Origin of the sequence: Dechloromonas sp. ARDL1 (assembly GCF_051122455.1) — a bacterium.
In the GTDB taxonomy this organism is placed as follows: Bacteria; Pseudomonadota; Gammaproteobacteria; order Burkholderiales; family Rhodocyclaceae; genus Azonexus.
Genome location: NZ_CP168939.1, coordinates 1,265,173 through 1,287,487, shown reverse-complemented (window position 1 = coordinate 1,287,487; position 22,315 = coordinate 1,265,173). Strand labels below are relative to the sequence as shown.

The window sequence follows — 22,315 nt, the reverse complement described above, 5'->3', positions numbered from 1 at the left end:
GAACGCCCATCAGCCCGCCGCTCCGAGCGCTGCCAGCGCCTCGGCCAAACCGCCGGCGACCAGCTTCACCGGAACGGCCAGCATCAGGTTCAGCGGCAAGCCGAAATCCTCGACATGCATGCCGTCGGCGTCTATCGGGCGGCCATCGCGCAGCCCGACCGCGCCTTGCCGACGCCGCACCCGCTCGACCGTCGACTCCAGCGTATCGACATAACCGACGACCGGTTTGCCCAGCGCCAGCGCGTAACCGACCTCGACACAGGTTCCCGAATCCGGCTCGCAGCCGCGAAACGGGTTGAGATTGGCGACCACAGCATCAGCCCGATGAATCAGCGCGATGTTGGCGTGAAAAATACCCGCTGCGCTCGTCTCCACCCCATCGAGCGGCACCAGGGCTTCATGCCCGGCCTGCCGGCAGAGCGCACGCACATCGTCGGCCCACTGCCGGGCATCCGGCCGAAAGACATCGGGGCCGGCGAGATAAATTTTCAAGTGTCGTTGCATCGAAAAACCAAAAACCGTCGTAAAAAATACCAGAATGCGCCACAACAGGTTGGCAAACCGGTGGCTTCGGGTGTATTTTCGATGTTTTCATCCGCGAATCACAGCCTAGCGGCAAAAGACATCGCCCGCACCGCCCCCCTGGCCACGACTCGCCGCACCGACCGAAAGAACCATGAAAACACCTTCCCTGATCCTCGCCGCCGCCCTGAGCATCCCCACCATCGCCAGTGCAGCCGATCCGGTCAAGTTCCAGGTATTCCTCGATGGAGAACTGAAACACTCCGTTTCCCTGGCCGGCCCTCATTCCCAATTCAAATTCTCGCCCGAAGGCCTGGCCGACACCACGCTGGAGTTCCGCCTGATCGCGCCCGAACCCTTGATCCTGGAAATGAAGGAAACCACCGCCAACGCAGCACCGCCGGAAGCCGTTGGCCGGATTTCGCTGATCAAGCCGGGCAGCTCGGCCACCGCCGCCGACATCAAGGGCGCCAAATTCAAGCACGCCTACGTGGTCGTCCGCCAGGAATAGCACCCCGCTACTGTAGGTGCGCAATGAAGAAAGGCCGTTCGTTTGAACGGCCTTTTTACCTTGGGAAGCGCTGAATTGAGATGTCTGCCTATCGGCCTTTGCTGCCGTTGGGTCGCATCCAGCGATATGTCAGGATAGAGGCCGATTGCTGACGGTGGCAGCACTCAGGAATCACGAATGCACCTTCTTCCCCTCCACGGCCTGCCTTACTGATTACCGGCCTAATGGAACGAAATGCATCAATTTCGATCGAATCAGGGCTCGTCATACCCTATGCTCGTCCGGTAGACTGGCGTGTTCAGGGGACTCAAAAAATGACTGTATTTACGATTGGTTACGAGGGAATCGACATCGACGCGTTCGTGTCACTGCTTAGCGAACACGGCATCGAGACCGTAGTGGACATCCGCGAACTGCCCCTCTCCCGTAAGCCCGGGTTCTCGAAGAAGGCGCTTGGCAATATTCTGAACCTTTCGGGCTATGAGTATCTCCACATGGCCGCACTGGGCTGCCCGAAGCCTGTACGGGAACGCTATCGAGACGATAGCAACTGGGCACGCTACACAGAAGGTTTCCTGGCTCACCTGAAGACTCAAGAAAATGCGATAGCCGAGTTGGCCGGTCTGGTAGCCTCATCTAATTGTGCATTGATGTGCTACGAAGCTGACTACAATTTCTGCCATCGATCACTCGTGGCAAATGCTATCCGGGACTGCAGCGGCGCGGGGATAGAGCACATCAAAGCAAAGGGGGCTAGAACAATGAGCCCTGTGGCGTCTCCGCGGGCGGTTTTCGCTTAGGCGGATAGACTAGGCTGATAATCAGCCACTGGTTTTGAAACCGGTGCTGGTTACCCATCAGGAACATCAGTTCTTTCCCCAAGAGTTCTCCCCCGAGCTTCTCCCGAAACGGGGCTTCCCAGTTCGGACCATGACTTCGCCGACAGTGCCAATATAGGGCTCCAGCCTCCCAATCCACGATTTTGTGGACGTGCTCTTGCTCACCTTCTGGTGTATCGCAGACATAGCGGTAATAGAAGTCAAAAGGCACCTTTCGTAATTCCTTCACCTGCTTCTTGGCCTCATCTTCCGAAAAAAGATCGCCCTGCATTTGCTGCCGAGTTAGCTTTTCCTTTTCGTCGTCAGTCCAATCGGCATTGCGAGCCTTCGAGATCTCTAGTCCGGTAACTCGCTTCGGCCTCAAAAGGGCAAGAGAGAGCCCGTCCGCTTGGCGGCTTGCTTCAAGTGCTTCAAAGCTGCCGAAGGACGGAACTTTGTCCAACCAGTTTCGCCGAGCTGCCCACTCCTTCTTTGTATCGAGACACTCGCCGCAGGAGATCGTGTCGGTGTAGAGCTTGTGGCTTTCTGGCCGATGGTCTTTATTGGCCTTTTCGACACGGACATTGATCCACTGCCACTTCTTAAACTGGCTACCCTCCTCGACCATGCGAAATGGAACAGGATAAAGACGCCGCATACTCCCATGTTCGCTGATACCAGCCACACAGGAGGTCTCCACGTACTGCGCGCTGGGCGATGGATATGTTTTCGCCAAGATCAGAATACGTTCAACCCGCCCCTGCGCCATCATCTCCCCCTCTAGGTTTTTTGCCTCTACACCAAACCAAGCTGTGCTTGCCCATACATTTATCCACTTGCCATTGGATAAATGATGTAAATAGCATCGGAAGATAGTAGTTTTGCATACATATGTTGCTGGGCATAGAGACACGCGTGGAGAACCAAGCGAAAGTCCAGTGATGGAAATTGTTTTGGCAAATAAAAGAAATATACAAAAACAAGGCAAGGAATCCGCAGTTGATGGGACATCCGAACAGCTTTTCGCTGGACTATCTCCAGAAGAGGGACGACCCTTGCTGAGCGAGGACTACATTCGGCCAGCCCGAATGTATAGCGGCAGTTCAGGTCACTGATTGGTCGAGGCGCCAGCAGCTCATACGATCAGGATCAATTACTACGACTCTTGATCTGTGCTTTCCTGACGTTGGTGGCTCTGAGTCCCAATGACCGTTTTGGCCGAAACACAGACATCTCGAATCCGTACCAGAAAAGCCAAAAGGCCCAAGCAGAATCCTTGGGCCTTTTTCCTAATGCATCGAGTTATCGAGATCAGGCCAACAGTGGCCTGACGCCGATCAGTTCAGTTTTTCCGGGCTGCCGCAACACTGCTTGAATTTCTTGCCGCTGCCGCACGGGCACGGGTCGTTGCGGCCGACCTTGTCTTCGCTGCGTTGCACGGTGCCGCCGGAGCGCTTGTTGCGCCAGAAGTTGTACAGGGTCTGCACGATGACCGGCAGGTTTTCCTGGATATCGGCAACCAGACGGGCTTCCTCGGCCGGCGGGAACCAGCGCTCGCCGTTCTTTTCGGCATCTTCCTTGAGCATGCCGTTGAGCAGGAACATCGGTTCGAGCAGTTCGGAAAGGTCGTCGGCGTGCTTGCCGGCCAGTTCGTACCAGTCGCCGGCCAGGCCGGCACCGAAAACGTAGGAATCGGCCCAGGCCTCGAAGTCGTAGTCTTCGCAGCTTTCGTCGACCGGGTAAAGGATGGGTGAAATGGTTTCGTCGGCCAGCAAGGCGGACGCGATGTCGTTGTTCAGGCGCATCAGCAGTTCGACGGTTTCGGCAACGACCGGGTCGCCCGACTCCATGCCCTCACCCAGCACCTCGGGCAACCAGATGGTCGGCATGATCGGTTCGGGGCCGCTGACGACGGCGCAGATCACAGCCTGCGCTTCGTCGAGGCGCATGGCGTCGCCCTTGAAAACCTCGTGCTCCAGCAATTCTTCGAGCCGGTCGAAATCGGCGTCAGTCAACGGTTTGGGGTTCATGTTCTTTATCCTCCGTAATCGTTGGATTTTAGCCCAGTTTCCGAGTCCTACCCGCGAATTCACCGGCCGGCGCTATGGCATCGGCTCGATGTCGCGCACATTGGAAGCCGGCACACCGCCTTGGCGGGACTGCATGAAGCGCCCGGGCGGCACGCCGAAGGCACGCTTGAACATGGCCGAGAACGCTGCCTGGCTGGCATAGCCCAACTCGGCCGCCACGTCGCCCAGCGGCCGGCCACGCCCGATCATATCCAGCGCACCGGCCAGTCTGAGTTGCTGGCGCCAGGCGCCGAAACTCATCTGCAATTCATCCCGGAACAGCCGGGCCAGCGTCCGTTCGCTGGCGCCAACCCGAACCGCCCAGTCGGCCAAAGCCAGGGGCGATGCGGGTTCTGCCATCAATGCCTCGCACAACGCCTGCAGGCGGCGATCACGCGGCAGCGGCAGGCCAAGCGACAAGGTCGGCGCCTGTCGCATTTCGGTCAGCAGCAGGCGGATCATCAGGTCGCACCGCTCCGCATCGCCGGGCGTTTCTCGCCCTACCCGGCTGAGCGCCTCGATCAGGCTGCGCATGAGGTCGGAGACCTCGATGACGGTACAGGCCTCCAGGGGCAAGGGCGCCACTTCCCGCGCGACATAGACGGTGCGCAATTCGACCTGCCCCAGCATGGCGACCTCGTGTTCAATACCCGGCGGAATCCATACCGCCCGGAAAGCCGGCGTCAGCCAGCTGGTACCGGCCGCCGAAACACGGATCGCGCCACGCAGCGGATAAGCCAGTTGCGCCCAATCGTGGCTGTGCCAGGGAACAACGACATCCGGCGGCGGCTGGCGGAGATTGACCGTCAGCGGCTCGTCCAGGGTGGGCGCCCGGCGCGGCAGCGGATCGAAGGGGAGCGATGTCAGCATTGCGATAATTTTTGTCCGATTATTGCAATACGGTCAAGACAAAGTTTTCTACACTCGTCCGACCCAACCGAGCGCCACGAACCATGACCACCGCCACTCTGCCCCCCGCCGCGCACAGCGACATCGAAACGATCAGCCTGATCGGCTTCGTGCATGCCGTTTCGCACTTCTTCCATCTGTTGCTGCCGCCGCTGTTCCCCTGGCTGATGCCGGAATTCGGCCTGAGCTTCACCGCCATCGGCGTGACCATGACGGTTTTCTTCGTCGTTTCCGGCATCGGGCAAGCGACGGCGGGCTTTCTGGTCGACCGTTTTGGCGCCGCGCGCGTCCTCGGCTGCGGCATTGGCTGTTTTGCGCTGGCCGGTGTCGTGCTCCATTTCGCGACCGGCCTGCCCATGCTGATCGCCGTTGCCGCGCTGGCCGGCCTCGGCAACAGCGTCTTTCACCCGGCCGACTTCACCGTGCTAAACCGCCACGTTTCCCAGCCCCGTCTCGGCCATGCTTTTTCGGTGCATGGCCTATCCGGCAACCTCGGCTGGGCGGCGGCGCCGATCTTCATGACCGGCATCGCCAGCGCCAGCGGCTGGCGTACGGCGGCGCTGTCGGCCAGCATCATCGCCCTGCTCGCCATCGCACTGCTCTTCTGGCGCCGCGAAGCCATCACCGATACGGCGGCGCATCACGCCGAAAAGGCGCAGGAAAACGCCGGCCCGCTCTTCGCCTTCCTGGGTTCGCGGGCGGTCTGGCTGTGCTTCCTGTTCTTCCTGCTCATCACCGCCGCCTTCGGCACCATCCAGAACTTCGCCAGCCCCATCCTGCAGGCCATGTACGGCCTGTCGCTGACCACGGCGGCCTTTGCCTTGTCGACCTACCTGATCGGCAGCGCCTGCGGCATCGTGCTTGGTGGCTTCCTCGCCCAGAAGGGCGAACACGACCTGCTGATCGCCGGCGCGCTGGGTCTGGCCGCCCTGCTGGCAGTACTGCTCGCCAGCGCGGTGCTGCCTGCCGGTCTGATCCTGCCGCTGATGGCCGGGATCGGCTTCTGCACCGGGATCGCCGGCCCGTCGCGCGACCTGCTGGTGCGCAAGGCGGCCACCGCCCGCTTCGGCAAGGCGGCCTACGGGCGGGTCTATGGTTTCGTTTATTCCGGGCTCGACCTCGGCCTGGCGCTCGCTCCGCTGATCTTCGGCGGCCTGATGGATGCCGGGAAATTCGGCGCCGTGCTGGTCGGCATCGCCATCCTGCAAACCCTGGCCATCTTCAGCGCCCTGCGCGTCGGCAAGGCTGTGTAGCGCCTTTACAAGCCACGCGCCCAGGCAGGCCGCAGACGGGCCGCTTCGGGCGCGGCGATGGCCTGCCGGACTTGCTGCAACAGCCGATCCTTGTCGACGCCCAGCGTTCCCTTGAGGACCAGCCAGTTCGAGGCATGGTCGCTACGGAAGACCGTGCGTTTCAGGTCCAGCGCGGACAGGAAGCGCTCCATTTCGACGAACAGTTCGTGCTGGTCAAGAGGTTCCCAGCCGGGGAAACCATTGCGCAGACGCTGCTCGCCCTTGGGAAAGCTGACCACCAGCGTCGCCAGGTATTCCGGCTGCGTCGCGTTGGCGAGGCGGGCCGAATTGTCGGCATGCTGCGCCGACAGGGCCTTGCCGCCCAGGCCGTTGAGGATCATCACCGAACGGGTGATGCCGGCGTTCCCCAGCTTGTTCAGCGCATCGCAGGTGCTATCGAAGGTTTCGCCCTTTTGCACGGCGGCGAGCACCTGGTCGTCGCCGGATTCGGCCCCGACGTAGACCATCTTCAAGCCGGCGGCGGCCAGTTCATCGATTTCCTGCTGGCTTTTTTTCCGCAGGTTGCGCGGCAGGCAGTAGGAAGAAATCCGGCGAACCGCCGGCATGTGCGTACGAATGGCCTCGAGGATGGAGAGCAGGCGCCGGGTGGGTAGTACCAGGGCATCGCCATCGGCCAGGAACACCCGGCGAATCTGGTCGCCGTAACGCTCGCCGGTCAGGCGGATGCTTTCCAGAACCTCGTCTTCTTCACGCGCCCGGAATTTCTTCTGCGGCGCGGTATACATTTCGCAAAAGGTGCATTGGTTCCACGAACAACCGTCGGTAACCGGCAGGATCAGCGATTCCGCCTCGCTGGGCGGGCGGAAAACCGGCTCGACGTAGCGGATCAGAATCACGCCGCGCCTGCCTTGGCAATGAAGGCCGGCGGCACGGCGGTCGGCTTGCGCTCGGTGTAGTCGAAGAACATGATCCCGTGCTTGCCGCGCGCCACCTCCCGCCCGCTGGCCTTGTCGGCGAGCTGCCAGACGAGATCGCAGCCGTATTTGTTGAAATCGTTGGCGGCCATGCTGACGACCAGCGTTTCGCCGTGGAAGGCCTCGGAACGATACTGGGCGGCAACGTCGGCGACGATGATGCCGACGCCCTCGACATCGAGCTCGGTATAGCCGAGGAACTTGAAGAAGCGGACCCGCGCTTCGGAAACGAGCGACATCAGCTGGGCGTTATCGAGATGATGGCCGTAGTTGATGTGGCCGATGTAGATCAGGATTTCGGTCGAGAACGGGAATGTTTCGGGAAGTTCGATCTTGATGCGTGGCATGGGGTTGGCGTCGGAGATGGGAAAGAAAGAATTCTAGAGCTTGCGGCGTAGAATCGGGAATGCATTGGAGATTGCCATGAAACAGATCGACCACAGCCGCCTCGAGCAAATTGTCCTCGACGCCCGCAAGGCTGCGGATGCCCGCGCCGAGGGCTACCGCGAAAAAGCGCTCAAGATTTACCCGTGGATTTGCGGTCGTTGCGCCCGCGAATTCACGCACGCCAACCTGCGCGAACTGACCGTGCATCATCGCGACCACAATCATGACAACAACCCGTCGGATGGCAGCAACTGGGAACTGCTCTGCCTTTATTGCCACGATAACGAGCATCAAAAACAGATCGAGGCCGACCGCGGTCGCACCGATGGCCGAACCGGGCGCGGCGGTGGGGCGACGCACAATCCCTTTGCCGCGCTGCAATCGATGCTGAAGCCAAAGGAGTGAGCCGCTCCCCCTCCATGTCGCCGGACTAATTGCCCTCCTCGACCCCCACGGTCGGCGACGGCAACTCCACCCGCATCATCGCGCCGCCGAGCCGGCCCGACTCACCGATCAGCAGGCTGCCATGGTGCTGGCGCGCGATTTCCCGAACGATGGCCAGCCCCAGGCCACAACCGTCGCCAGTCTGGCCGGCCGGCCGATAGAAGCGCTCGCCGATGCGCGGCCTTTCACTTTCGGCGATCCCCGGACCGCTATCCTCCACCCGCAACCAGGCCATCGCTCCCTCCTGACCGCAGCTGACCGTCACAACCCCACCCCGTGGGGTATGGCGAAGCGCGTTGTCGAGCAGGTTGGCCAGCAGTTCCTGCAGCAGCAGTTCGTTGCCGGCGACCACGGCCGGAGACAACTCGAAGCCGAGATCGATATCCTTGGCGATGGCCTTGGGCAGCCAGTTTTCGGCCACCGAGCGAACCAGGTCGGCAAGCGAAATGACCGCCGACGTCTGCGGCAAGCTCGGTTCGGCGCGCGCCAGGGCCAACAGCTGTTCGACCAGATGCCCCAGGCGCCCCGCTGCCGCATGGATACCCGACAAAACGCCCTTGCCGGACTGCCCGGATTCCTGCTGGGCAGCCTCGACCTGCGCCAACAGGGCGGCAATGGGTGTCCGCAACTGGTGGGCCGCATCGGAAACGAAATTGCGCTGACTAGCCAAAGCCAGGTCGAGGCGGCGCAACAGGCCGTTGATTTCGGTCACCACCTGCTGCATTTCCTCCGGCACGTCGGCGGTGACCGGCCGCAGATCGGCCGGGGACCGATCGGCCAGCTCGGATTGCAGGTCGTCGAGCGGGCGCAGGCCGGAACGGACCCCGGACCAGATGACCAGGCAGGCAACCACGACCAGCAGGATTTCCGGCACAACCATGGCGAACAGGATGTCGCGAACCAGCTCCTGGCGCTTGACCAGGGTTTCCGCGGCGATGATCGTCACCACCTGATCGCCCATGCGCCGCTGATAGGCGGCGAGGCGGATCGACTCCTCGTCGAGCGTACCGTCGTAGTACCAGCGCCCGTCGCTGCCCAATGCCCGCCAGTTTTCCTTGGGCGGCATGGGCAACGCCGGGTTGCCATCGAGCAACTCGCCTTCCGTGCCATGAACGGCGTAGAAAATCCGGTCGAACTTGTCGGTCAACAACACGGCTCGCGCCTGCTGCGACAAGGGCAGCTGGAGGCGTCCGTCGACCACCTGCAACTGTTCGGCGATGGTAAATGCCGTATCCAGCAGCCCCCGATCGTAGGCCTTCGTCGCGGCACGCAAGGCCACCCAATAGGCGGCCAGCGCCCCAAGCAGCAAAAGGATCAACATCGCCGGCAACAGCCGGTCGATGAGCATGATGCGCAGGCTGACAGCGCTACGCGGTCGCATCGTCGGGTTTTTCGAGGTAATAACCCAAACCGCGCACGGTACGGATGGTGATGCCGGCGATTTCGATCTTGCTGCGCAGCCTGGACATCAATTTTTCGATGGCATTGGTCGAAATGTCATCCTGCCAGCCATACAAGGCCTGCATCAGCTGCTCCTTGCTGACGATGCGATTGACGCGGCCGGCCAGGAACTCCAGCGCAGCCCATTCCCGTGCGTTCAGGTCGAGCGGCGTTTCGTCCAGCCAGGCGCGCTTGCCGACGGTATCCAGGCGCAGGCGGCCGAGCATGAGATCGGGCACGGCGCCGCCCTGCCCGCGCCGGATCAAGGCCCGGACGCGCGCCTCCAGTTCGTCGAGGCGCACCGGCTTCACCACATAGTCGTCGGCACCGAGATCGAGCAGGCGGACCCGTTCCTCGACGGCAAGCCGTGCCGACAGCACCAGAACCGGCGTCTGCTGCCGGCGCGCACGCAGGCGCTGCAACACTTCGCTGCCGTCCAGCCCCGGCAGGCCGAGATCGAGGATGGCCAGGTCGTAGCCGTCGCTGGACAGCAATTGATCCGCGGCGCGCCCGTCGGCGGCGGCATCGACAAGATAGCCGGAATGGCGCAAGGCGCGAGCCAAGCCATCGGCCAGCAGGGCGTCGTCTTCAATGAGCAGGATACGCATAAATCAGTCAGAATTCAGTCAGTCTTACTTCATACGATAGCACGCTGACTTTTGGTTTGACGCGATGCGACGCCTACTGATTCTTTCGTTTTTCGTTCCAGGCCTTGCTTTCGCAGGCCCGGGCACGCCCCTGACGCTTCACGAAGCCGAAAGCTTGTGGCGCGAACACAGCCGTGAGCTCAAGCTGGCCGATACCGTCGTCGCTGGCGCTACCGCCGATGTCCGCACCGCCGCCCAGCGTCCGAACCCCGACCTGTCGATCAACGCCCTGTCGATCAGCCCGCAATCCGGTTACGGTAGCGGTCCGCTCAAGGACAAGAAGATGGACACCCAGTTCCGCCTGGACCAACTGATCGAGCGCGGCGGTAAGCGCGACCTGCGCGTCAAGGGCGCCGAGGCCCGTGTCGATGCGGCGAAGTTCGAACGCGACGATACCGCCCGCCAGCAACTGGGCGACCTACGCCAGGCCTATTACAACCTGCGTCTGGCCCAGGAGAAGCTAAGCCTTGCCCGCGAATCGGCGGCGCTATACGAAAAGAGCACCCAGGCCGGCCGCCTGCGCCAGAAGGCCGGCGATCTGGCGCCCGTCGATGTCTCCCGCCTGCAGATCGACCAGGCGCGGGCCGAGGCCGACGCCCGCCAGGCGCAAGCCGATGTCGCCACGGCGCAGCAGGCGCTGGCCTACCTGATCGGCCGCGATGCCGAGGCCGATCAACTCATCGCCAGCGACGGCTGGCCGCAACTCGAGGCCATCGCCCTCAACGCGCATCCGCTCGACCAGCGACCGGATCTCGCCGCTGCGCAGAAACGCATGGCCGCCGCCGAGGCCGACCGCGACCTCGCTCGCGCCAAGCGCAGCCGCGACGTTACGGTCGGCGTGCAATACGAGCGCAACCTGCAGAACGCGCCGACCAACAGCTACGGATTCGGGGTCAGCCTGCCGCTGTTCATCTGGCACGAATACGAAGGCGAGATCGGTCGTGCCGAGGCCGACTACAACGCCGCCCGCCTGCAATACGACCAACAGCAGGCGGTCGCCATCGGCCAGGTGGCCCAGGCGCGCAACGCCCTGCTCGCTTCGCGCGACCGCATGCAGCGCCTTGAGGGCGGCCTGCTGGCCGATGCCGAGCGCGTCGCCAAGGCGGCCGAACTCGCCTACAGCAAAGGCGCAATGGGTCTGATGGACCTGCTCGACGCCCGGCGCACCCTGCGCCAGATCCAGATCGAGGCCGCCAGCGCGCGCGCCGATTACGCCAAAGCCTTGTCGGACTGGCAGGTCCAGGCCGAATTCAGGAAAGCCCCATGAAGCCGATCCCCCTTCTCATCACCTTGCTGCTGGCGCTGGCCGGCTGCTCCGCCGAACCCGAGGCGCAAAAGGCGGCCGCAGTGAAAGTTGACGGCGATCTCGCCCTGCTTGCCGAACCGGACAAGGCCAGCTTTTTGAAACTCGCCACCGTCGAAAAGGACAAGGGCGGCACCTTGCGCCTGCCCGGTCGCCTCGTTTGGAACGAGGAAAAGACCGTGCGCGTCTTTCCGCAGGTTGGCGGCCGCGTGCAGCGCATTGCCGTCGATGTCGGGCAAGGCGTAAAAATCGGCCAGACCCTGGCCATCCTGAGTTCTCCTGATTACGGGCAGGCGCTGTCCGAAGCGCGCAAGGCTCGGGCCGATGCCCAGGTTGCTGCACAGGCACTGGAGCGCAACCGGGTGCTGCGCGAAGCCGGGGTCGTCGCCGAAAAGGACTGGCAGCAGGCCGAAGCCACCGCCATCGCGGCCAGGGCCGAAGCGGAACGGGCGAGCCGCCGCGTCGCCGGCCTGGGCGGCGAAGGCGACGGGAGCTATGCCCTGCGCAGCCCGCTGGCCGGCACCGTGGTCGAGCGCAATCTCAACCCGGGCCAGGAATTCCGTCCCGACCAGTCCGCCGCGCCGCTGTTCGTGGTGACCGACCCCGCCAGCCTGTGGATTCAGGTTGATGCCGGCGAAGCCGACCTCGCCAAGCTCAAGAAGGGGGAACAGTTGCTGATCGAGTCGAAACAGTATCCGGGCGAACGCTTCACGGGCGTGATTCGACACGTGGCTGACTTTGTCGATCCGACAACCCGCACCATCAAGGTCAGGGGAGAGGTTCCCAATTCCGATCGCCGCCTCAAGGGCGAGATGTTCGTCAATGCGCTGGTCGAACTGGAGCCGACAGCCGCCCTGCGCGTCCCGGCTTCGGCCGTTGTCCTGTTCGGCAAGCAACGCTATGTCTTCGTCGAGGAAGCGCCGGGCCGCTATCGCCGTCAGGCCGTCGGAGCCGGCGCCGAGCGCGACGGCCTGATCGACATCACCGCTGGCCTCAAGGAAGGCGACAAGGTCGTCGTCGAGGGTAGCCTGCACCTGCTCAAATACTTCAAGCCTGCCTCACTCGTCGAGAAACAGGCGGCCAAATGATCAAGCGCATCGTTCACTTCGCGCTCCATCAGCCGCTATACATCCTTCTCGGGCTGGTGCTGTTCATCGGCATCGGCATCACCTCGTTCCGTTCGCTGCCGATCGAAGCCTTCCCGGATGTCACCGACACGCAAGTGACGATCATTACGCTTTACCCGGGGCGAGCCCCGCAGGAGGTCGAAAAGCAGGTCACCATTCCGCTCGAAATTGCCCTTTCCGGCGTGCCGAACTCGATCCGCATGTTCTCGCACACCCAGTTCGGCCTCTCCTTCATCGTCGTCACCTTCGACGAGAAGCCCAGCCTGTTCATGGCCCGGCAATTGATTCAGGAACGCCTGCGCGGCCTCGACCTGCCGCCCGGCGTCGAACCGGAACTGGCACCGCCGGCCACCGCCACCGGCGAAATCTTCCGCTACCGCCTGGAGGCTCCCGGCCTGAAACCGACCGAAATACGCGCCATCCAGGACTGGGCGGTCGTCCGCCAGATCAAGCAGGTGCCGGGAATCGCCGACGTGGTGTCGCTGGGCGGGCCGATCCGCCAGTACGAGGTGCGCCCCAACCTGGCCAAGCTGCGCGACTACAAGATTACCCTCGGCCAGCTGTTCAACGCGCTGCAGCGGGCCAACGCCAACGCAGGCGGCGGCTCGGTGGCCCAGGGACGCCAACAGTTCCTGATCCGCTCGCTCGGCCTGTTGCGCTCGTCGGCCGATATCGGCCAGGTCGTCGTCGCCGAGAACAAGGGCACGCCCATCCTCGTCCGCGACATCGCCGACGTGGTCGAATCGCGGGTGCCGGAACAGGGTATCGTCGGCATCAGCGATGCCAACGGCGACCAGGACGACGTGGTGTCCGGCATCGTGCTGCTGCGCAAGGACGAGAACCCGTCGATGGTCCTTGATGCGCTGAAGGCCAAGGTTGATGCGCTCAACAATGGCGGTCTGCCGCACGGCGTGCAGATCGTACCTTTCTACGACCGCTCGTGGCTGATCAGCAAGACGCTGAAAACCGTCTTCATGAACCTGCTCGAAGGCGCCCTGCTCGTCACGCTGGTGCTCTACCTGTTCCTCGCCGATATCCGGGCGGCGGCCATCGTCGCGTCGATCATTCCGCTGGCGCTGCTTGGGACTTTTATCGGCCTGTCGGTTGTCGGCATTCCGGCCAACCTGCTGTCGCTGGGCGCCATGGATTTCGGCATCATTGTCGACGGCGCGGTGATCGTCATCGAGAACATATTCCGCCGACTGGGCGAAGCCAAGCGCAACGAAGACCATCGACCGCACACCCGGACCATCCAGGAGGCCGTCGTTGAAATCGGCCGGCCGACGGTGTTCTCGATGATCATCATCATCGTCGCCCATCTGCCGATCTTCACCATGCAGCGCCACGAGGGAAAAATCTTCGCACCGATGGCCTACTCGGTCGTCGCCGCGCTGATCACCTCGCTGATCCTGTCGCTGACGCTCGTTCCCTTCCTCTCCAAGATCGCCTTCAAGAACAACGTTCCGCACGAGGAAACCAAGCTGATGCACTGGTTCATGGATCGCTACGAACCGGCGCTTAAATGGGTGCTTGCCCATGCCAAGCGCGTCCTGGCGGTTGCACTGGGCGCCCTGACCATCACTGCTGCCATGGTTCCGCAACTGGGTACCGAATTCCTGCCCGAGCTCAACGAGGGCTCGATCTGGATCAACATCACCTTGCCGACCTCGGTATCGGTCGACGAGGCCAAGGGCGAATTGCGCAAGCTGCGGCGGATCATCGCCGATTTCCCCGAGGTCAATGCGGTGATTTCCAAGGGCGGTCGTCCGGAAGACGGCACCGACCCGAAAAACATCAACATGACCGAGATGCTGGTCGACCTCAAGCCCGACAACCAGTGGCGCAAGGGCATGACCAAGGACCAGCTGGTGCGCGAGATGGAGGACAAACTGAACGACATGCCGGGCATCGAGCCGACCTTCAGCCAGCCGGTACGCGACCAGATTCTCGAATCCATTTCGCAGATCGACGGCCAGATCGTCATCAAATTGTTCGGCGACGATACCGCCACCCTGAAGCTGCACGCCAACCAATTGCTTGATCGGATCGGCAACGTGCCGGGCGTCACCCGCGCCTTCATCGACCGCGACGGCGACCTGCCGCAGTACCGCCTGGAGATCGACCGCGCCGCCGCTGCCCGCTACGGCCTGAACGTCATGGACGTGCAGGATGTCGTCGAGACGGCACTGGCCGGCAAGGCGGCGACCGAACTGTGGGAAGGCGACCGCCATTTCAGCGTCGTCGTCCGCCTGGACGAACCCTCCCGCCAGCTCGACAAGCTCAAGGAGGTGCTGGTGCCGACGCCGAACGGTGCGCAGGTGCCGCTGTCAGCATTGGTCGATTTCAAGATGGCGAGCGGCGCCATGAACATCGCCCGCGAATCCGGCCAGCGCGTCGTCGCCATCGGCGTCTTCATCCGCGACCGCGACATGGGCAGCGTCGTCGCCGACATGCAGGAGCACGCCAAGGACATCAAGCTGCCGGAAGGTTACTCGATCACCTGGTCCGGCGAGTTCGAGAACCAGGAGCGCGCCATGAAGCGCCTGATGCTGGTCGTGCCGCTGTCGATTCTGATGATCTTCCTGCTGCTGTTCGACGCCTTCGAGTCGTTCAAGGATGCGCTGATCATCATCTGCAACATCCCCTTCGCGCTGATCGGCGGCATCTTCGCCCTGCTCATTTCCGGCATACCGCTGTCGGTCTCCGCCGCCATCGGCTTCATTGCGCTGATCGGGCAGGCGGTGCTGAACGGCGTGGTCATGGTCAGCTATATCAATCAGCTCAAGCAGCAGAAGCTCGACGACTACCAGGCGGTCTTCCAGGGCGCCCTGTCCCGCCTGCGCACGGTGCTGATGACTGCCCTGCTCGCCATGCTCGGCCTGTTGCCGATGGCGCTGTCGCACGGCATCGGTTCGGAAACCCAGCGCCCGCTGGCCCTGGTCGTCATTGGCGGCCTGATTTCGGCTACCTTGCTCACGCTCTTCGTCCTGCCAGCCCTGTATTACTTCGTCGCCACGCATCCCAGGCTGTCGCGTGCCCTGCATTGAAATGCCTCATGAAAGCGCTGTGGCTGCGCCTCCTGCTGACAATCTCTATGGTCTGCCTGGCATCTCCCGGGCAAGCCATCACCGACGACGAGGTCCAGATCGACTACCGTGATGGCCTATACATCGCCACGCTGCACCTGAAAACACCGGCTCCCCCGGCCACGGCCCTCAAGGTTCTGACTGACTTCGAGCACATGGCGGACTTCATGCCCGGCGTGCTGGCCAGCCGTATCGTCTCCCATCACGGCAACATCTATGAAATAGCCCAGCGCGGCAAGGTCAGCTTCGGGCCCTTTTCCATGACTTTCGAGAGCCTGCGCCGTATCGAGGTGATCAACGACACACGCATCCTTTCCCGTTCGATTTCCGGTTCCGCCAAGCGCATGCAAAGCGAGATGAAACTGCGCCCTCAGGACAGCGGCACGCTGATCGACTATCACATCGAAATCGAGCCCGACAGCTGGATACCCTCCTCGCTCGGCAGCAATTTCCTGCAGCACGAACTGGCCGAGCAGTTCAACGCCCTGGGCCGGGAAATGCTGCGCCGCCGGGGAACACCCCAACCCTGATTTCTCGGGCGCATCGTCCGAGGTTTTCGGGGGCTGAAGACAGGCAACGGGGACCGAGACGCACCATGAAAGGCTTTTCGTTCGCTTTCTCCCGCCTCGGTCGCCGCATCCCGCCTCGATTGTCGGGGAGAACCCGGCGTGGGTGCAGGGGATTCCGGCGAATATCGTTTGCGGCTGCTTGGCTTGGCGCTTTACGCCACGAACACCGCCCGCAAGGCCCGGATCAGTGCGGGAAGACGCGCCTCCAGCTGCTTCAACGCCGCTTCGGCGCCCGGGCCATCGCCATTCTTGAGCGCGATGTCGAGCATGCTGGCGAGGTCGTGAATGGGTCGTGCCCCAACGTTCCCAGCGGCACCTTTCAGCGTATGGGCAAGACACTGGGCCGCCGCCATGTCGTGTCGTTCGAGGAGTTCGGCAAGCTGTTCCGCGTCACGGCCATGTGCATCGACAAAGAGCGTCAACAGATGCCGGTAAAACGGCTGCTTGCCGCGGGCAAGCTTGAGGCCCGCTTCCAGGTCGAGATCGCCGATATTCGCCAGCTTGGCGCAAAACTCCGCATCGGCATCATCCGCAGCCGGCATGTCCACCAACGCCCCCCCTGCATGTGCTGCCTTTTCCGCGCAGGTGGGCAACCATTTGAGCAAGGTAGCGTAGAGCAGTTCAGGCTCGACCGGTTTGGCGACGTGATCATTCATGCCGGCGAGCCTGGCGCTCACCCTGTCCTCGTCAAAGGCATTGGCGGTCATCGCCAGGATCGGCGTATCCTGCCAACCCGGCAGGGCGCGAATGGCGGATGTGGCGTCGAGTCCGTCGAGGTTGGGCATCTGGATGTCCATCAACACCAGGTCGTAGCGGTACCGCCGGGCAAGCTCGACAGCATCGGCTCCATCCACGGCGATATCCACCCGCATGTTGACGCCGTGCAACAGTTCCAGCGCCACTTCCCGATTTATGGGGTTGTCTTCGACAAGCAGCAGATGGGCGCGCTCCGATCGCTCACGCAACCGTGCCTCCGCATCGCCGCCATGAACCACGGCCGGCAGGATTCCCCGGCCACGTTGCAGCCGGGCAGTGAACCAGAACGTACTTCCCTTGCCCGGCACGCTCTCCGCATCAGCCTCTCCACCCATCAATTCGGACAAGCGGCGCGTGATGACGAGCCCCAGGCCCGTCCCCCCGAACTGCCGGGTCGTCGAGGCATCTGCCTGGGCGAAGGATTGGAATAGGGTGGCGAGCTTATCCGGCGCGATGCCGATACCGGTGTCGCGCACTTCGAAGCGCACGAGCAACTCGTCGCCTTGCTCTTCAAGCAGCTTGGCGCCCAGGGTAAGGTGTCCCCGCTCGGTGAATTTGAGTGCATTGCCGGCATAGTTGAGCACCCCCTGGCGAAGGCGCATCACGTCGCCCCGCAGCCAGACGGGCACCGCATCGGTATCGATGTGAATCTCCACACCTTTCTGGCAGGCAGCGTCGGCAAGCAGTGAGCGTACGTGATCGAGAACGGCGGAAAGCGCGAAATCGTTGTGTTCCAGCTGTAACTTGCCGGCCTCGATCTTGGATATATCGAGAATATCGTTGATGATCGAAAGCAGGTGTTTGCCGGCGGCGTTGATCTTCCCCAGTCGGTCTGCCTGTAGCGGCGTCGCTTCGCTGCTCAGGAGGTGGGTGAGGCCGAGGATGGCATTCATCGGCGTGCGTATCTCATGCGACATGTTGGCCAGGAAGGTACTTTTCGCGGCACTCGCCTGTTCGGCCTGTGCCTTGGCCAGCGCGAGGTCTGCCGTACGCTGCCCAACCTCCTCTTCGAGCGTCTGCGTGCGCTGCTGCTGGGCGGCTCGCTGCACGGCGATCTCGGCGACCATGCCATCGAAGGCGTTGGCCAGACGCCCCAATTCATCGCCTTGATGCAACGCGATGGGCACCGGCCGATCGCCCTTGCCAATCGCGTCGACAGCTTGCGTGATCCGGCCGAGCGGCCGGCTGACGATGCGCTGGATAGCGCTGTGCATGATCCATAGACTGGGCAGTATCAGCAGCAGGCCAATCGCCAGCAGTAAGCCGGCACCGAGCAGCATCCGCCGATCGAGGCCGGCTTTCGGCAACAGCGTCACCCAGTACCAGCCCAGGCCATCGATCCGAGTCCAGGCGATCCAATGGGAAGCGTCCGGGGAACGCTGAACGCCGGATGGCAGCCCGCTGTCGCGAATGACCTGCTCCACCTGATCAAGCAACGGGTCGCCCAGCGCGGCAATCGCCAACTGCCCATTTGCCTCGATGATCCGTTGCTGAAGTTGCGGATGCGCGATCAACTGGCTTTTATCATCGATGACCAGGTGATACTCACCGGTTGCACCGTGCTGATCCACTTTGCTCAGCAGGCTGTCAATCGTGATATCGAGGCCGACGGTACCGACCCATTGCCCCTGCCAGTCGAGCGGCTGGATTGCCGAAACCATCCAGGCGCCAGCCTGGGTATCCAGATAGACCGGTGTCCAGAACGGTCGGCGCTCCGGATTTTTGTCCGGTCGCGAATAGGTCATGGTCGGGTAGTCGAAGTTGTCGGTTTGCGGCGTCGCCTGACCACCCCAATCGATAGCGCCGGCGTAGACCATCAGCCCGACCTCCACGAAATCCATGTAGACCGAGAAGAAGGGTGGCACCAGCGCCGGGCCCTGCTCGCGCAGCAGTTCGTAGCTGGCTACCGCCCGCCGCCTGGCTGATACATCGTCGGCGTTACGCAGGTACAGCGTGGGCGCGCGGCGGGGATCGACAAGCGCCGGGCGCAGGCGCCAGAGACCATCCTCGGAACGCGCGAACAGCTCGAAAAAGCGTCGGTCGGCGGCTGCCGGGTTTTGCGCCTGAAGCCGTTCGAGCAGTTCCCCGTGCAAGCGCCGGACGCTATCGTTCGCTTGGCGAAAGATGTCCTGATGCGCCTGCGCGCGAGCCTGTGTCATCTGCCAGAGGGCAACCGACAGTGAATCATCCGTCGCGTTCCGCAGCGCGACAAAACCCAGGCCGGTAAGCAACAGCAACAAGACCAGAATCAATGACCCCATGGAAAACGCGAGGCGGCGGGAAACGCTATCGATCATCAATCTGGATGCAAAAAAGTGGCGGAACAATTCGTTTGCCCGGAGTATCCACGGACGAATAACCCAGCGTCAAGCAGGGTTTATCACCCGAACGATCTTACCTCTGGCAAGCGTTTCCACTTGGCATAGCGGCGGCAGCAGCGCCCCGACTATCTGCCCCGCTGCCGCTTCATCTGCAAGCGCAATTCGCTCCGCCGTGCGGCTCGCCCTAGCTCCCTTGCCCTGCTGCCGCCCCGCAGGCATGGCAGAAACGAGCAAAAGCACTCTTGCGCTCTTTGCATTGGGTGCAATGATCGAACAGGCAGATACCGCAATGCGGACAGAAATCGATGGCGGTATTGGCCAGATCAACGGGGCGTTCGCAGCCGGGACAGACTTTTTTGGCCAGGCGGGCCAAGGCCGTGTCGTAGCTGAGCTCCTTGCGTCGCTCGACATCGGGCATGGCCTCAGCCTGTTTCTGCTTTTCCAGGTAGCGATTCAGCGCAACGATGGCGTAGCGACCAACCAGCACGGTGATGACGATGCCGACCACGTAGCGCACGTAGCCGCCGTAGCTCGGCAGATAGGGCACCAACTCGACGAAGAAGGCGAATAGCGCGAAGTAAATGAAGCCCCAGACAAAAGGCCACCACGTACCGTGACGTTTTTTGGCGAACAGCCAGCCAGCGGCGACGAGCAGCGGCAGGGTCAGCAGCAGGCGGTAACCGAAGACGCGCAGCTCCTGATCGCGCAGCTCGACATCCAGCTTTTGCGTGGCATCCTTTTCCAGTTCATGCAAGTCGCGCTGTGCCCTCGCCTCGGCCTGCCGGGCATCGAGCAAGCTTTGCTGTTGGCGCTCGACATCGGCCAATGCCCTGCGTTCGAGTATCTTCAGTTCTTCGAGCGCCTGGGTCCGTTCGATCAGCTCGCGATCCTGCTCCGGGCGCTGGGTGGCATGGCGGGTCGCCAGCCAGCTGTTGAAAGTGTCTTGTGCGCTTCCGGAATTGGCGCGGGCAGCATTGAGCTTCAACTGTGCCTGATCGTTGGCATCCTGAGCCATTTGCCGTTTTTCCTGCAATCCGCGCAGTTCGGCGCGCAGCTTCTCGGCGGCCGGCTTATCGATGAAATCGTCGAGTGTGTAGTGGTGTTCGACCTTGGGCAGGTTGGCAACGATCGTTCCGCCCAATCCAATCAGGAAGCTCGCGAACACGAATGCCACGATCCACAGCCCGAAACGGAACCATTTCTCCGACAAACGCAGTGCCTTGCTCATGCTTTCACTCCTCCGAAAACCCGCTTGTGGGCAGCACTGACGACCTGCACGCCGAGCAGCGCCAATATACCGCCAACAATGCCAACCGCTGCCTCCATCGCCATCGTCGCCAAGGCACCCAACGAACCGGCGAGACCAGCCACGCCCTCGATACCGTGATGCAGCGACGGGATGCCATGCGCCAGAATGCTGCCGCCCACCAGAAACATTGCTGCGGTGCCGAGTACGGTGAGCAGGCGCATCAGCCGAGGAGCCGCCAGCAGAAGCCCCTTGCCGACGCTTCTGGACATTCCCGACCCCGTCTGCAACAACCAGGCACCGACATCGTCCATTTTCACGATGGCGGCGACGATGCCGTAGACGCCAACTGTCATGATCACGCCAATACCGGCCAGAACGGCCACCTGCGACGAAAACGGTTGCCCGGCAACGGTACCCAGCGCAATGACGATGATCTCGGCGGAGAGGACGAAATCGGTGCGGATCGCCCCCTTGATCTTCGCCGCCTCGAAAGCGGCCAGATCGACTGTTTCATCGGCCACGGCAGCCAGGGTTTCGGCGTGATGCGCGGCATCCGATTCGGCACTGTGCAGCCACTTGTGCGCGAGCTTTTCGACCCCCTCCAGGCACAGGTAGATGCCGCCCAGCATGAGCAGTGGCATGACTGCCCACGGAATGTAAGCACTGATGATCAAGGCGGCCGGCACCAGGATCAGCTTGTTCTTGAACGATCCGACCGCCACAGCCCAGACCACGGGCAATTCGCGTTCGGCGGCCACACCGGCCACCTGCTGGGCATTCAGTGCCAGATCGTCGCCCAACACCCCGGCCGTCTTCTTGGCGGCCACCTTGGTCAGCACGGCGACGTCGTCAAGGATCGTCGCGATATCGTCAATCAATGCAAGCAGGCTGGCGCCGGCCATGGGGAACTCCGTTTTCTATCGGGGCGGCACCGGTTGGGTGCACGAGATCAGTCAGGAATTTGAGAAATCGAAGGACAACTCGCGCAGCCAGTTCGCCCGACGGTCGAATGGCGAGCGCCTGTCATGGTCGACCTGACCCTTGGTCGTCATGTATGGCGGCTGTTTGACGCCGACACAGATTCGCCGGTCGGTGCCCCGTACGCGATAGTTTGGCGGCTGTTGCTGCTGATCCTTGTGCATCGCGCCCTCCTTTTCGATCCGGCATTATGCCATGGTGCTGCAACGCCGCGCGCCTTCTCCGGGGCTTCAGATTTCGCTGAATAGCGTTTCGGCGGGCAGGCGGGACTTCGGCAGCCTGGCGTTGAAGTCCTGATCGCTGCCGTAGCCTAGCGCACACATGACAACCGCGCGCAAGCCCTCTTCCGGCAAGCCAAGCGCCTTGTCCAGAGCCAGGACATCAATACCTTCCATCGGGCAGGCATCGACGCCGAGCGCCGCAGCGGCCTGCATCAGGTTGCCCAGGGCGATGTAGATCTGGCGGTCGGCCCAGGCATCGGCATCCTTCAGCTGGTCGCGGTGCAAGCTGACATAGAAATTGCGCGAATTGGCCTGCCCTGCCCTGGCTTCCGGCGTCGCGAAGCGACCGTCTGCATCCTCCTGGGCCAGCAAGCCGTTCAGATGCGCCTCGTCAAGGGCGGTACGGGCGCAGAAGACCACGACGTGGGAAGCGGCACGCACCTTGCCGGCGTTGTAGGCGAAAGCGCCGTCGAGCGTCGCCGCCAATGTTTCCCTGCCAGCATCGCTACCGGCGATGACGAAGTGCCACGGCTGGCTGTTAACCGAAGACGGCGCGAAGCGCAGCACGGTTTTCAGGTCGGCCAGCACGCTATCTGGAATCTTGCGGGCCGGGTCGAAGGCCTTGCAGGTGCGGCGAGTCGTGGCAATTTGAGCAATATTCATGAGGCGTGTCCTTTGATCAATATCTGCGGTAGAAGATTACGGCTGGCGCTGCGGCAGGTAGAATCGCG

General features: G+C 62.4%; 22 protein-coding genes. 10 read left to right on the top strand and 12 right to left on the bottom strand.

Features of this window, described 5'->3' with window-relative positions; genetic code table 11:
• Positions 1 to 9: 9 nt before the first annotated feature.
• Positions 10 to 492, bottom strand: coding sequence for a nucleoside 2-deoxyribosyltransferase (locus AB6Q56_RS06290; RefSeq protein ID WP_434516241.1), 483 nt, complete (start codon positions 490 to 492; stop codon positions 10 to 12).
• A 184-nt stretch (positions 493 to 676) separates the two neighbouring features.
• On the opposite strand from AB6Q56_RS06290, the gene AB6Q56_RS06285 reads away from it, so the two are divergent.
• Together AB6Q56_RS06285 and AB6Q56_RS06280 are read left to right on the top strand one after the other, a co-directional pair.
• Entirely contained in the window at positions 677 to 1,033 is a 357-nt protein-coding gene (locus AB6Q56_RS06285; RefSeq protein ID WP_434516240.1) for a hypothetical protein, read from the top strand.
• 314 nt (positions 1,034 to 1,347) lie between these two features.
• Positions 1,348 to 1,833, top strand: coding sequence for a DUF488 domain-containing protein (locus AB6Q56_RS06280; protein WP_434516239.1), 486 nt, complete (start codon positions 1,348 to 1,350; stop codon positions 1,831 to 1,833).
• On the opposite strand, the gene AB6Q56_RS06275 is transcribed toward AB6Q56_RS06280, so the two are convergent.
• The 3 genes from AB6Q56_RS06275 to AB6Q56_RS06265 all read right to left on the bottom strand — a co-directional run bounded on the left by AB6Q56_RS06275 (position 1,787) and on the right by AB6Q56_RS06265 (position 4,790).
• Positions 1,787 to 2,623, bottom strand: coding sequence for a hypothetical protein (locus tag AB6Q56_RS06275; protein ID WP_434516238.1), 837 nt, complete (start codon positions 2,621 to 2,623; stop codon positions 1,787 to 1,789). The genes AB6Q56_RS06280 and AB6Q56_RS06275 overlap by 47 nt on opposite strands.
• Positions 2,624 to 3,188: 565 nt before the next feature.
• Entirely contained in the window at positions 3,189 to 3,881 is a 693-nt protein-coding gene (locus tag AB6Q56_RS06270; RefSeq protein WP_434516237.1) for a UPF0149 family protein, read from the bottom strand.
• Positions 3,882 to 3,953: 72 nt separating this feature from the next.
• The gene (locus AB6Q56_RS06265) at positions 3,954 to 4,790 is read right to left on the bottom strand and encodes an AraC family transcriptional regulator (protein ID WP_434516236.1); all 837 of its coding nucleotides are present in this window, start codon (positions 4,788 to 4,790) and stop codon (positions 3,954 to 3,956) included.
• Between the two features lie 83 nt (positions 4,791 to 4,873).
• Between AB6Q56_RS06265 and AB6Q56_RS06260 the strand changes: the two genes are divergently transcribed.
• Positions 4,874 to 6,082 (top strand): MFS transporter, encoded by a 1,209-nt coding sequence (locus AB6Q56_RS06260; protein WP_434516235.1) that lies wholly within the window; start codon positions 4,874 to 4,876, stop codon positions 6,080 to 6,082.
• Between the two features lie 5 nt (positions 6,083 to 6,087).
• On the opposite strand, the gene AB6Q56_RS06255 is transcribed toward AB6Q56_RS06260, so the two are convergent.
• Positions 6,088 to 6,978 carry a radical SAM protein gene (locus tag AB6Q56_RS06255; protein ID WP_434516234.1) on the bottom strand — a complete coding sequence of 297 codons (891 nt, stop codon included), beginning with the start codon at positions 6,976 to 6,978 and terminating at the stop codon, positions 6,088 to 6,090.
• Entirely contained in the window at positions 6,975 to 7,403 is a 429-nt protein-coding gene (locus AB6Q56_RS06250; RefSeq protein WP_434516233.1) for an acyl-CoA thioesterase, read from the bottom strand. The genes AB6Q56_RS06255 and AB6Q56_RS06250 overlap by 4 nt, the downstream gene beginning before the upstream one ends.
• 76 nt (positions 7,404 to 7,479) lie before the next feature.
• Between AB6Q56_RS06250 and AB6Q56_RS06245 the strand changes: the two genes are divergently transcribed.
• The gene (locus AB6Q56_RS06245) at positions 7,480 to 7,848 is read left to right on the top strand and encodes a YajD family HNH nuclease (RefSeq protein WP_434516232.1); all 369 of its coding nucleotides are present in this window, start codon (positions 7,480 to 7,482) and stop codon (positions 7,846 to 7,848) included.
• A gap of 25 nt (positions 7,849 to 7,873) precedes the next feature.
• On the opposite strand, the gene AB6Q56_RS06240 is transcribed toward AB6Q56_RS06245, so the two are convergent.
• Together AB6Q56_RS06240 and AB6Q56_RS06235 are read right to left on the bottom strand one after the other, a co-directional pair.
• On the bottom strand, positions 7,874 to 9,268 hold the full coding sequence (locus AB6Q56_RS06240; RefSeq protein WP_434516231.1) for a sensor histidine kinase: 1,395 nt from the start codon (positions 9,266 to 9,268) through the stop codon (positions 7,874 to 7,876).
• On the bottom strand, positions 9,255 to 9,935 hold the full coding sequence (locus AB6Q56_RS06235; RefSeq protein ID WP_434516230.1) for a response regulator: 681 nt from the start codon (positions 9,933 to 9,935) through the stop codon (positions 9,255 to 9,257). Before AB6Q56_RS06235 ends, AB6Q56_RS06240 begins: the two co-directional genes overlap by 14 nt.
• A 154-nt stretch (positions 9,936 to 10,089) precedes the next feature.
• Here AB6Q56_RS06235 and AB6Q56_RS06230 point away from each other — a divergent pair, with 154 nt between their 5' ends.
• The 4 genes from AB6Q56_RS06230 to AB6Q56_RS06215 are packed head-to-tail and all read left to right on the top strand — an operon-like array spanning position 10,090 to position 16,020.
• Complete coding sequence (locus tag AB6Q56_RS06230) at positions 10,090 to 11,241, top strand: TolC family protein (RefSeq protein ID WP_434516229.1); 1,152 nt, start codon at positions 10,090 to 10,092, stop codon at positions 11,239 to 11,241.
• Complete coding sequence (locus tag AB6Q56_RS06225; RefSeq protein ID WP_434516228.1) at positions 11,238 to 12,365, top strand: efflux RND transporter periplasmic adaptor subunit; 1,128 nt, start codon at positions 11,238 to 11,240, stop codon at positions 12,363 to 12,365. Before AB6Q56_RS06230 ends, AB6Q56_RS06225 begins: the two co-directional genes overlap by 4 nt.
• Entirely contained in the window at positions 12,362 to 15,451 is a 3,090-nt protein-coding gene (locus AB6Q56_RS06220; RefSeq protein ID WP_434516227.1) for an efflux RND transporter permease subunit, read from the top strand. Before AB6Q56_RS06225 ends, AB6Q56_RS06220 begins: the two co-directional genes overlap by 4 nt.
• Before the next feature lie 8 nt (positions 15,452 to 15,459).
• Positions 15,460 to 16,020, top strand: coding sequence for an SRPBCC family protein (locus AB6Q56_RS06215; RefSeq protein WP_434516226.1), 561 nt, complete (start codon positions 15,460 to 15,462; stop codon positions 16,018 to 16,020).
• A 191-nt stretch (positions 16,021 to 16,211) separates the two neighbouring features.
• On the opposite strand, the gene AB6Q56_RS06210 is transcribed toward AB6Q56_RS06215, so the two are convergent.
• The 3 genes from AB6Q56_RS06210 to AB6Q56_RS06200 all read right to left on the bottom strand — a co-directional run bounded on the left by AB6Q56_RS06210 (position 16,212) and on the right by AB6Q56_RS06200 (position 21,287).
• On the bottom strand, positions 16,212 to 19,112 hold the full coding sequence (locus tag AB6Q56_RS06210) for a response regulator (RefSeq protein WP_434516225.1): 2,901 nt from the start codon (positions 19,110 to 19,112) through the stop codon (positions 16,212 to 16,214).
• Positions 19,113 to 19,320: 208 nt separating this feature from the next.
• The gene (locus AB6Q56_RS06205) at positions 19,321 to 20,364 is read right to left on the bottom strand and encodes a serine endopeptidase (RefSeq protein ID WP_434516224.1); all 1,044 of its coding nucleotides are present in this window, start codon (positions 20,362 to 20,364) and stop codon (positions 19,321 to 19,323) included.
• Positions 20,361 to 21,287 carry a DUF808 domain-containing protein gene (locus AB6Q56_RS06200; protein WP_434516223.1) on the bottom strand — a complete coding sequence of 309 codons (927 nt, stop codon included), beginning with the start codon at positions 21,285 to 21,287 and terminating at the stop codon, positions 20,361 to 20,363. Before AB6Q56_RS06200 ends, AB6Q56_RS06205 begins: the two co-directional genes overlap by 4 nt.
• On the opposite strand from AB6Q56_RS06200, the gene AB6Q56_RS06195 reads away from it, so the two are divergent.
• Both AB6Q56_RS06195 and AB6Q56_RS06190 read left to right on the top strand, forming a co-directional pair.
• A complete protein-coding gene (locus AB6Q56_RS06195; protein ID WP_434516222.1) occupies positions 21,286 to 21,423 on the top strand; it encodes a hypothetical protein in 138 nt (45 codons plus the stop codon). The two genes, AB6Q56_RS06200 and AB6Q56_RS06195, sit on opposite strands and share 2 nt — an antisense overlap.
• Positions 21,411 to 21,611, top strand: a complete 201-nt coding sequence (locus tag AB6Q56_RS06190; RefSeq protein WP_434516221.1) for a hypothetical protein — start codon at positions 21,411 to 21,413, stop codon at positions 21,609 to 21,611. Before AB6Q56_RS06195 ends, AB6Q56_RS06190 begins: the two co-directional genes overlap by 13 nt.
• On the opposite strand, the gene nfsB is transcribed toward AB6Q56_RS06190, so the two are convergent.
• A complete protein-coding gene (nfsB, locus tag AB6Q56_RS06185; protein ID WP_434516220.1) occupies positions 21,594 to 22,247 on the bottom strand; it encodes an oxygen-insensitive NAD(P)H nitroreductase in 654 nt (217 codons plus the stop codon). The two genes, AB6Q56_RS06190 and nfsB, sit on opposite strands and share 18 nt — an antisense overlap.
• Positions 22,248 to 22,315 lie beyond the last annotated feature (68 nt).